Raw genomic sequence first — 9,046 nt, forward strand, 5'->3', positions numbered from 1 at the left:
CGCCGAACCCGTTGACACCGCCGCCGACGCCGTCGGCACCTGCGGAGACGCCGTTGACACCTGCGCGGACGCCTCACCTCCGACCGACGCGGTCGTACGGTCGAGCGGGCTACGGGAATCGGAGCTTCCGGAGTCAGTCACGTCGAGCAATCCTATGCGTCCGCACAGCCACCCGGACGCCGCACCACCCGACAATCGCCTCCGCCTATGATCGGCGGTACCCCAAACCGACCCCTCCGCCCGTACCACCCCACGGGCGGACCCGTCCCCTCGGAGCCCCGATGTCACAGCCCCTGGCCGACGCCGTCCGGTCCCTGATGGACCGTGCCCGCACCGACCTCGCCGAACTGGTCGCCTTCCCGTCGGTCGCCGACCCGCGCCAGTTCCCGGTCGAGGAGTGCCAGAAGGCCGCTCGCTGGGTCGCCGACGCCTTCGCTGCCGAGGGCCTGACCAAGATCCAGCTGCTGGACACCCCGGACGGCACCCAGTCCGTCTACGGCGAGCTGCCCGGCCCCGAGGGCGCCCCGACCGTCCTGCTCTACTCGCACTACGACGTCCAGCCCCCGCTCGACGAGGCCGCCTGGACCAGCCCCGCCTTCGAACTGACCGAGCGTGACGGCCGCTGGTACGGGCGCGGCGCCGCCGACTGCAAGGGCAACATCCTGATGCACCTGACCGCGCTGCGGGCGCTGCGCCAGGTGTACGGGGACGCCTACCCGGTCGGCCTGAAGATCATCGTGGAGGGCTCGGAGGAGCAGGGCACCGGCGGCCTGGAGCGCTACGCCGAGGCCCACCCCGAGCTGCTCGCCGCCGACGTCATCATCATCGGCGACACCGGCAACTTCGCCGCCGGCCTGCCCACCGTGACCGCCTCGCTGCGCGGCATGACGGTGGTTGAGGCCTCGGTCACCACGCTGGGCGGCAACCTGCACTCCGGCGCCTTCGGCGGCGCCGCCCCGGACGCGCTGCAGTGCCTGGTCCGGATGCTGGCCTCGCTGCACGACGGGAACGGCGACGTCGCGGTCGCCGGGCTGACCGCCGACCAGACCTGGGAGGGCGTGCAGTACCCGGAGGAGCAGTTCCGCGCCGACGCCAAGGTGCTCGACGGCGTCGCCCTGACCGGCACCGGCACCATCGCCGACCGGCTGTGGGCCCGCCCATCCGTCACCGTCCTCGGCATCGACGCCCCGCCGGTGATCGGCGCCACCTCCTCCGTCCAGGCCGCCGCGAAGGCGCTGGTCAGCCTGCGCGTCCCGCCGGGCATGAGCGCGGACGCCGCCCAGGACGCGCTGGTCGCCCACCTGGAGGCGCAGGTCCCGCTCGGCGCCCGGCTGACCATCGAGCGCCAGGGCAACGGCGCCCCGTTCCGCGCCGACACCAGCGGTCCGGCGTACGAGGCGATGGGCGAGGCCATGGCCGAGGCCTTCGGCACCCCGATGGTCGCCTCCGGCGAGGGCGGCTCGATCCCGCTCTGCAACACCCTGCGCTCGCTCTACCCGAAGGCCGAGATCGTGCTGATCGGCGTCGAGGAGCCGACCACCCAGATCCACGCGGTCAACGAGAGCGTCGACCCGCAGGAGCTGGAGCGGATGGCCCTCACCGAGGCCCTGTTCCTGCGCCGCTACGCCGAACTGCGCTCTGCCTGACGGCAGTCGGGACCGTGCGGACCACCTGGTCCGCCACCGGCCGCCCGCCCCGCCATCGGCGGGCGGCCGCCACCACCGCCGCGTAGCCGACCGCGCCCACCGCGAGTCCGGCCCCGGCGCCGAAGCAGACCTCCGGGACCAGGTTCCGCCGCAGCGGGCTGAGCCGGTGCAGCACCCCGGCCGCCGTCGCCGCGCCCAGCGCCGCGACGGCCACCCGCCTGGTCCGGGTCGCAGGCCGGACGGCGGGGCGCACCGGCTCGACCGCCCGCACCGTACGCGCCGCCCAGCCGGCCATCGCGGCCAGACCGAGCACCGAAGTCCCGTACTGCAGCGCCTCGTAGAGCGGGACCCCGGCCACCTTCCGCTCCAGTACGGGCAGCAGCCGTACGCCCAGCCGGTCACCGTGGGTGAACGCGTCCCAGCCGACGTGGGTGGCCGCGCCGATCGCCGCCGACCCGAGGAACCACGCCGCGTCCGCCCTCCGGCCGCCGCCGCCACCGGCCCGGCGGACCGTCAGCGCCTCGGCGCCGCCGGCCCACCGCTCGGGCAGCAGCCCCACCAGCGGCGCCCGCAGCAGCCCGTGCCACCCCGCGACCAGCACGGCGGCGACCGCCACGTCGACCGTCGGCACCGCCCACCAGCGGTGCAGCAGCCCGCCGTGCTCGTAGACCCCGGGCAGCAGCGACTCGGCGAAGAACGGCACATCGGGCGCCATCGACCCGGCCACCAGCGCCGAGGCCACCAGGGGCCCTCGTTCCCCGGCGGCACGCAGCAGGGGCAGGACGGCGGCGGGGTGACTGAACGTGAAGGGCATGCCCCCATCCTGACGCCCGCACCGCCCGCCGGGCCAACCGAGGTCGGCCCGGTCCGCAGCCGTCACACCGGCGGACCACCGCGGCCCTACGCCGCGTCCGCCGTACTGGCCAGCCCGAGCGCCACTCGGCTCCCCGCCTCCAGGTACCGCAGCTCCCCGATCCGCCGCGCCTCCAGCGCCGCGGCCAGGCGCCGGTAGCGGCTCGGCGGCAGCAGGTCGACCGCCTCGTCCAGGGTGACGAACCGCCAGCCGCGCAGCTCCTCCTGCTGCAGCAGCAGGTTCTGCCGGCCCGCGTCGTCGAGCAGCCCGCCGTCGTACATCAGCCGCAGGCCGCCGCGGCGCGGGCCGGTGCGCGGCTCCCAGTCGACGGCGAGCAGCCGCAGGGTGGCGGGGTCGAGCCGCAGCCCCAGCTCCTCGGCGATCTCGCGCAGGGCGGCGTCGGTGGGGGCCTCGCCGCGTTCGACCACGCCGCCGGGGAAGTCCCAGTCGGGCTTGTAGACCGGATCGACCAGCAGCACCCGGTCCTGCTCGTCGAAGAACAGCACCGCCGAGGCCACGGTGTCCCCGGTCGGGTCGGGGCTCTGGACGATCGGGCAGCGCGCGGCACCGACCCGGACCAGTTCGGCGATCCGGTGCGCCGTCTCGCGCGGGGTGAGCCGGCTGGTGTCGAGCATCCGGGCGTCGCCGACCAGCCAGCGGCGGGCGGCCCGGTAGCGGGGCATGTGTTCCAGGCACCAGTGACGGACCCGCTCGCTGGCCTCCGGATCGCCCGGGCACTCCTCGCGTCGCGTGATGCGGTCACGCAGGATCGTTTCTTCTGGGTCCAGGACGAAGTGGTGCACCGCGATCCCGTGGGCGGCGAGATCGCCGAAGATCTCGTCCCGGTAGTCCTCTCTGAGCAGGGTCATCGGGACCACCAGCGGGCCGCCGACCTCACCGAGCAGCGCGGCCGCCGTCTCGGGGACGAGTCGGCGCCAGGCCGCCAGGTCCTGGAAGTCGGACACCGCCGCCAGCCGGTCGGCCGGAAGCATCCGACGCAGACCGAGGCCCACCAGCTCGGGATCGAAGAGCACGCTCCCGGGCAGCAGTTCCACCAGCTCGCGGCAGGCACTCGTCTTGCCCGCCCCGAATGTTCCATTGACCCAGACGATCACAACGTCCCCTGCCCTCGACTCGCCCCGATGCCGTACGCACCGGGCAGCGCCCCCGTCGACCGAACCAGCGCCACCCGTGGTGGTACCCGCGCCACGCCGCTCCCCATGCCTGCCCGCCGCGCCCGCCCACGCGCCCCGGCCCGCCCCTTGACAGAGGCATGTGCCCAGGCCAGCGGCCTGGGCCGGGAGGCATGCAGACCGTTCGACCGCAAAGCCGCCCCCTGACAGTACGCCGTGCGCACAGGAAGTCGGACCGGCCGACTTCCGCCGCGCGCCCCACCCGTACGCCGTGCGCGCCGCCCCTGCGCCCTCCTGTTCCCCGGTCTCCCCTGCCCGCCTCCGCGAGTGCCTCTTGCGCCGCCCGCACCCCGGCGCGTACAGAGGAACGATGAAGCTGCTTCCCGCCGGCCGGGTCGTCGTCATCGGCTCGGTCAACACCGACCGGATCCTCCGCTGTCCCGTGCTCCCCTCCCCCGGCGAGACCGTGCTCACCACCTCCGCCGACCAGGGCTTCGGCGGCAAGGGCGCCAACCAGGCGGTGGCAGCGGCCCTGATGGGCGCGGCGACCCACCTGGTCGCCAAGATCGGGCGCGACTCCGACGGCGAAGCGGCGCTCGCCGATCTGCGCGACGCGGAGGTCCGGACGGGCGCCGTGCTCACGCACCCCGATGCGCCGACCGGTCAGGCGATCGTGATGGTCGACCCGTCGGGTGAGAACAGCATCGTGGTCGTCCCGGGTGCCAACGCCGAACTGACCCCGGAAGAGGTCACCGCCGCCCTGGCCCGGCTCCACCTGCTCCCGGTCGACGTGGTCCTCACCAGCAACGAGGTCCCCGCGGAGTGCATCCGCGCCACCGCTGCCGCCCTCCCCACCGCGGGCCCGAACGGCGGCACCCGCTGGCTGCACAACACCGCCCCGGCCGGGGCACTGCCCGCCCCCGGTCCCGGCGGCCGCCGACCCCTGGTGGTCGCCAACGCCGTGGAGGCCCGCCAGCTCACCGGCGCGGCGACCGTCACCGAGGCCGCCCGCGCCCTCGCCCGCCACGCCGAGGGGGCGGTGGTCACCCTCGGCGGTGAGGGCGCCCTGGTCGTCACCGGAGAGGTACTCGCCAGGCTGCCCGCGCCCGCCGTACGGGTGGTCGACACCACCGGCGCCGGCGACGTCTTCTGCGGCGCCCTCGCCGCCGGGCTGGCCCGCGGCGCCGCCCTCCCCGAGGCGGCCGCCACCGCCGTGGCCGCCGGCGCCTTCGCCGTCACCGCGCTCGGCGCCCGCGGCGCGCTCCCCCGCCCGGCCGACCTCTGAGCTCCGGCCGAGTTCCCGCGCGTGAACGCACGCCACCGGCCACCCCTGGAGTCCCGCGCATGAACGCACGCCAGGGCACCGCCGGCCGAGGCGCCGCGCCGAACACCGGCGCCCCTGGCGCCCGAACCGGCGACCCCGCTACGGCCGTCCCATGTACGCCGGGTAGTACCCCTTGCTGATCCCCGAGATCCGGATCTTCGTCCCGGGCCGCGCGGCCTCGACGTACTGGTTGTTGCCCAGGTAGATCGCCACGTGCTGGATCCCGCGCCGGGTACCGTCCGGCGACCAGAACAGCAGGTCGCCCCGGCGCAGCTGGCTCGCGCTGATCGGCGTGGTCGCCGCGTACTGGTCGTTGGCGATCCGCGGCAGCTCGATGCCGCCGCGCCGGAAGGACTGCTGCACCAGGCCCGAGCAGTCGTACCCGTCCGGCCCGTTGCCCGCCGTCATGAACGGCTTGCCGACCTGGGCGAGCGCGAACTGCACGGCGGCCTCGACGTTGCGGTCCCCCGCCACCGCGTCGTGGGACGAGGCCGAGGAGCCGGAGGAGGACGGGGCGCCGGAGGAGGACGAGGACCCGCCGGTCCGCGCCAGGTAGACGTCGTAGTGGGTGGTCCAGCGCCACTCGCCCTGGGCGTTCTTGAACCAGTACCGGGAACCGTCCCAGCCCTGCTTGATCCCCCCGCTCGGCTTCGCGGAGGAGGTCGACGAGGAGTTCGCGCCACTGGTCCGCGCCACGTAGACGTCGTAGTGGGTGGTCCAGCGCCACTCGCCCTGGGCGTTCTTGAACCAGTACCGAGAGCCGTCCCACCCGGCGTGCGCCGGCGCCCGCTCCGCGGCCGCGGGGCCCACACCGGTGCCGAGGCCGATCACCCCGGTCCCGACCGCGACCACGGCCGCCATCGCGATCCCCCGGCGGACCCGCGCGGCCCGCGGGGGACGGGCGGGTCCGCCGGAGCGGTCGGCGGTGGCGGGGGCGTGCTGCCCGGTCGGTACCTCGGCGGCATCCGGCACGCTGGTGTTGACGGTGGTCATCCTGCTGACTTCCTTCGCTGCTTCGAACGCACTGGTGCGAACGGCCGCCGGACGGGCGGCTGCGGAAACTGCTGCGGACACGCGGTAGGCCCCGGGATCGCCGGTCCGTACGCTCGGCAGATCAGTTCTGCCTGCGTGTCACGTTAAGCACGCGTTCGCTCACGGCGCGCAGTGGAGTGCGCCAAAGGAAGGTTTCCCGGGCGGTGGTTACCGACGGGGCATCAGGATGAACACCAGTCACCGAGGGTCTGGCCGACGCCCCGTCATCCGCGCCCCTCGGCCTCCGCGAGCAACTGCTTCTTCAGCACCTTTCCCAGTGCGTTCCTGGGCAGTTCGGGTACCAGCACGACCCGGCGCGGCCGCTTGTGCACCGAGAGCCGCTCAGCCACGAAGGCCGTCAGCTGTTCCCCCGTCACGGCGCCGTCCGGGATGACGTACGCGACGATCGCCTGTCCGAGGTCCTCGTCCGGCGCGCCGACCACCGCCGCGTCGGCGACCGCCGGGTGGTCGCGCAGCGCGGCCTCCACCTCGCCCGCGCCGATCCGGTAGCCGCCGCTCTTGATCAGGTCAACCGAGGCGCGGCCGACGATCCGGTGGAAGCGGTCCGGCCCGATCACCGCGACGTCCCCGGTGCGGAACCACCCGTCCGCCGTCCAGGCCTCGGCGTCGGCGTCCGGCCGGTTGAGGTAGCCGCTGAACAGGGTCGGCCCGGAAACCTGCAGCTCACCGACGCTCTCCCCGTCGTACGGCAGCGGCTCGCCGTCCTCGCCGACCAGCCGGGTGCGCACCCCCTCCAGCGGTAGTCCGACACTGCCGGGGCGGCGTTCGCCGTCCGCCCGGGTGCTGACGGTGATCAGCGACTCGGTCATCCCGTAGCGCTCGATCGGGGCGTGTCCGGTGAGCGCCGCCAGCCTCTCGAACACCGGCACGGGCAGCGGCGCGCTGCCGGAGACCAGCAGTCGGGCCGAGGCCAGCCGGGCGGCCGCCGCGGGGTCCGCCGCCAGCCGGGACCAGACGGTGGGCACGCCGAAGTACAGGCTGCCGCCCGCCGCCGCATACCCCTCCGGGGTGGGCCGGCCGGTGTGCACCAGCCGACTGCCGGTGCGCAGGGCGCCGAGCACGCCGAGCAGCAGCCCGTGCACGTGGAACAGCGGCAGGCCGTGCACGAGGGTGTCCCCGGCGGTCCACTGCCAGGCCGAGGCCAGGGCCTCCAGGTCGGCGGCGATCGCCTCCCGCCGGATCACCGCGCCCTTGGGCGCGCCGGTGGTGCCCGAGGTGTACAGCACGAAGCCGGTCGCGTCGGCGGCCGGCTCGGCGTGACCGGTGGCGGAGCGCTCGGCGGGGTCGACCGGCAGGGCCGCCACCGAAGCGCCCTCCGGCGCGGCCTCCCCGACGGCGTGCGCGAGCAGCGCCGCGCCGGAGTCACGCAGGATGTGCTCGCGCTCCTTCGGCCCCGAGTCGGGCGGCAGCGGCACCACCGGCACGCCCGCCAACAGGCCGCCGACCACGGCGATGACCGTCTCCACGGTCGGCCGGGCGAGCACAGCGAGCGCGGGGGCCCCGGCCACCCGGTCGGCCACGGCGGTCGCCGCGCCCAGCAGGTCCTCCCGGGAGAGCGCCCGACCGTCGATCCGCAGCGCGTCCGCCGCATCGCCGTAGTCGCCCTGAAGTGCCGTCAACAGTGCCATGCTTCCGCCCTCGTCCTCGTCTCACCCTGGTCGCGCCGAACCCGCCGAACACGGTCATGCCGTGCGCCGCCGTGTCCCGCGCCGTCGGGCCGACTCTACGGGCCACCGCTCCGGCGCCTGCGGACCGGGGCGAACGACGGAGGGCGTGGCACCGAGCACCCGGTGCCACGCCCTCCGCGGTCTGTCCGCGGGATCAGGCCTTACGGGCCTTCACCTCGGCGGTGAGCTGCGGCAGGACCTGGAAGAGGTCGCCGACCACGCCGTAGTCGACCAGCTCGAAGATCGGGGCCTCGGGGTCCTTGTTGACGGCCACGATGGTCTTCGAGGTCTGCATGCCGGCCCGGTGCTGGATGGCGCCCGAGATGCCCGCCGCGATGTAGAGCTGCGGGGAGACCTGCTTGCCGGTCTGGCCGACCTGGTTGCTGTGCGGGTACCAGCCGGCGTCGACGGCGGCACGCGAGGCGCCGACGGCCGCGCCGAGCGCGTCCGCGAGTTCCTCGACCACGCCGAAGCCCTCGGCGGCACCGACACCGCGGCCGCCGGAGACCACGATGGCGGCCTCGGTCAGCTCGGGGCGGCCGGTGGACACGCGCGGGGTGCGCGAGGTGACCTTGGCGGCGTTGCCGGTGAACTCCACCGACACGTTCTCGACCGCGCCGGCGGCCGGGGCGGCCTCCGGGGCGACGGCGTTCGGCTTGACGGTGATGACCGGGGCACCCTTGGTGACCTTGGACTTCACCTGGAAGGAGGCGGCGAACACCGACTGGGTGGCGACCGGACCGCCGTCGCCGGCCTCCAGGTCGACGGCGTCGGTGATGATGCCGGAGCCGATCCGCAGCGCGACGCGGGCGGCGACCTCCTTGCCCTCGCCGGAGGAGGTGACCAGGACGGCGGCCGGGGCGACCGTCTTGGCGATCTGGGCCAGGGCGTCCACCTTGGGGACGACCAGCTGGTCGGTGAACTCGGCGCCGTCGGCGACGTACACCTTGGCGGCGCCGTACTCGCCGGCCTTGGCGGCGATGTCGGCCGCGGCGGCACCGGCGCCGAGGACGACGGCGGACGGCTCGCCGATGCGGCGGGCCAGGGTCAGCAGTTCGAGGGCCGGCTTGCGGACCACACCGTCGGCGTGGTCCACCAGAACCAGGATCTCAGCCATGATTCGTTGCTCCTGATCGATCGTTGGATGCGCTGACGGGTGGGACTAGATGAACTTCTGGTCGGCGAGGAAGGCGGCGAGCTGCTTGCCGCCCTCACCCTCGTCCTTGACGACCGTGCCCGCGGTGCGCGCCGGACGCGCCGCCACCGACTCGACCCCGGTCCACGAACCCGCCAGGCCGACCTCGTCGGCCTCGATGCCCAGGTCGTCCAGGTCCAGCGACTGCACCGGCTTCTTCTTCGCCGCCATGATC

At 74.7% G+C, this 9,046-nt stretch carries 7 protein-coding genes and 1 pseudogene; 2 read left to right on the forward strand and 6 right to left on the reverse strand.

The annotated features are described in order from the left end of the window. The first annotated feature begins 281 nt into the window (after window positions 1–281). A complete protein-coding gene (locus ACIRYZ_RS34680) occupies window positions 282–1,646 on the forward strand; it encodes a dipeptidase (protein WP_402952079.1) in 1,365 nt (454 codons plus the stop codon). Here the strand turns inward: ACIRYZ_RS34680 and ACIRYZ_RS34685 are convergent. Together ACIRYZ_RS34685 and ACIRYZ_RS34690 are read right to left on the reverse strand one after the other, a co-directional pair. Then, window positions 1,597–2,460: a DUF4184 family protein gene (locus ACIRYZ_RS34685; RefSeq protein ID WP_402952081.1), complete on the reverse strand. Its 864-nt coding sequence runs from the start codon at window positions 2,458–2,460 to the stop codon at window positions 1,597–1,599. The genes ACIRYZ_RS34680 and ACIRYZ_RS34685 overlap by 50 nt on opposite strands. 86 nt (window positions 2,461–2,546) lie before the next feature. Continuing rightward, the gene (locus ACIRYZ_RS34690; RefSeq protein ID WP_402952082.1) at window positions 2,547–3,614 is read right to left on the reverse strand and encodes an NUDIX domain-containing protein; all 1,068 of its coding nucleotides are present in this window, start codon (window positions 3,612–3,614) and stop codon (window positions 2,547–2,549) included. Between the two features lie 388 nt (window positions 3,615–4,002). Here ACIRYZ_RS34690 and ACIRYZ_RS34695 point away from each other — a divergent pair, with 388 nt between their 5' ends. Next, entirely contained in the window at window positions 4,003–4,917 is a 915-nt protein-coding gene (locus tag ACIRYZ_RS34695; protein WP_402952084.1) for a PfkB family carbohydrate kinase, read from the forward strand. A 138-nt stretch (window positions 4,918–5,055) separates the two neighbouring features. On the opposite strand, the gene ACIRYZ_RS34700 is transcribed toward ACIRYZ_RS34695, so the two are convergent. From ACIRYZ_RS34700 to ACIRYZ_RS34715, 4 genes and pseudogenes are all read right to left on the reverse strand, one after another. Beyond that, complete coding sequence (locus ACIRYZ_RS34700; protein WP_402952086.1) at window positions 5,056–5,949, reverse strand: C40 family peptidase; 894 nt, start codon at window positions 5,947–5,949, stop codon at window positions 5,056–5,058. A 263-nt stretch (window positions 5,950–6,212) separates the two neighbouring features. After that, window positions 6,213–7,637: an acyl-CoA synthetase gene (locus tag ACIRYZ_RS34705; protein WP_402952088.1), complete on the reverse strand. Its 1,425-nt coding sequence runs from the start codon at window positions 7,635–7,637 to the stop codon at window positions 6,213–6,215. Between the two features lie 193 nt (window positions 7,638–7,830). Beyond that, a complete protein-coding gene (locus ACIRYZ_RS34710) occupies window positions 7,831–8,793 on the reverse strand; it encodes an electron transfer flavoprotein subunit alpha/FixB family protein (RefSeq protein ID WP_402952090.1) in 963 nt (320 codons plus the stop codon). A 45-nt stretch (window positions 8,794–8,838) separates the two neighbouring features. Next, window positions 8,839–9,046 (reverse strand): annotated as a pseudogene (locus tag ACIRYZ_RS34715) (electron transfer flavoprotein subunit beta); the annotation flags it as partial.

The organism is Kitasatospora sp. NPDC101155, from assembly GCF_044768305.1.
In the GTDB taxonomy this organism is placed as follows: domain Bacteria; phylum Actinomycetota; class Actinomycetes; order Streptomycetales; family Streptomycetaceae; genus Kitasatospora.

What these genes read in the sequence shown, in the direction of transcription:
- ACIRYZ_RS34705 (WP_402952088.1), bottom strand. Translation starts at nt 7,637, where the DNA reads ATGGCACTGTTGACGGCACTTCAGGGCGACTACGGCGATGCGGCGGAC.
- ACIRYZ_RS34710 (WP_402952090.1), bottom strand. Translation starts at nt 8,793, where the DNA reads ATGGCTGAGATCCTGGTTCTGGTGGACCACGCCGACGGTGTGGTCCGC.
- ACIRYZ_RS34700 (WP_402952086.1), bottom strand. Translation starts at nt 5,949, where the DNA reads ATGACCACCGTCAACACCAGCGTGCCGGATGCCGCCGAGGTACCGACC.
- ACIRYZ_RS34685 (WP_402952081.1), bottom strand. Translation starts at nt 2,460, where the DNA reads ATGCCCTTCACGTTCAGTCACCCCGCCGCCGTCCTGCCCCTGCTGCGT.
- ACIRYZ_RS34680 (WP_402952079.1), top strand. Translation starts at nt 282, where the DNA reads ATGTCACAGCCCCTGGCCGACGCCGTCCGGTCCCTGATGGACCGTGCC.
- ACIRYZ_RS34695 (WP_402952084.1), top strand. Translation starts at nt 4,003, where the DNA reads ATGAAGCTGCTTCCCGCCGGCCGGGTCGTCGTCATCGGCTCGGTCAAC.